We start from the raw sequence: 510 nt of genomic DNA on the forward strand, positions 1-510 counted from the left end.
CCCCGGAGCGCCAGGCGTTGGCGAGCGGCACCATGTGGTCGATGTCCAGGTCGCGGGCCTCGGTGAAGGGCTTGTCGTCGTAGACGCTGGTCCACTTCCCGGAGACCGCCCGGCACTGCGCGTCCCGTTCGACATCGGTGCCGTCCCGCTCCAGCACGGTTTCCCGGGTGTCGCAGGACTCGCCCTGCGACGACCAGTGGGGGAACTTCGCCCGGCTGTAGCCGGACATCGAACCGTGCCGGGCCACCTCCAGTCCGGCCAGCTGCTCCTTCGCCTGCCCCGCGGTGGGTATGCCCGGCAGGGTGCCGTCGGCCGCCGTGCCGCCACCGCCACCGGCCCCGGTGGAGGCCGATCCCGATGCCGAGGCGGACGGCTTCCCGTCCGCAGGCTCGGGCGTCGTCGCGTCCTCGATCGCCGCGCATCCGGCCAGTGCGAGGACGGCCCCGGCCGCCAGCCCCCGTCGCCACCAGTTCTGTCGCATCGTCATGACCTGGTCCACCCCACCCCGTT

General features: G+C 73.1%; 1 pseudogene. It reads right to left on the reverse strand.

Annotation, left to right across the window (positions count from 1 at the left end):
* Positions 1–487: pseudogene (locus tag RNB18_RS51015) on the reverse strand (HNH endonuclease); the annotation flags it as partial.
* Positions 488–510: the final 23 nt, after the last annotated feature.

It is taken from the genome of Streptomyces doebereineriae, from assembly GCF_031845645.1.
In the GTDB taxonomy this organism is placed as follows: Bacteria; Actinomycetota; Actinomycetes; order Streptomycetales; family Streptomycetaceae; genus Streptomyces; species Streptomyces canus.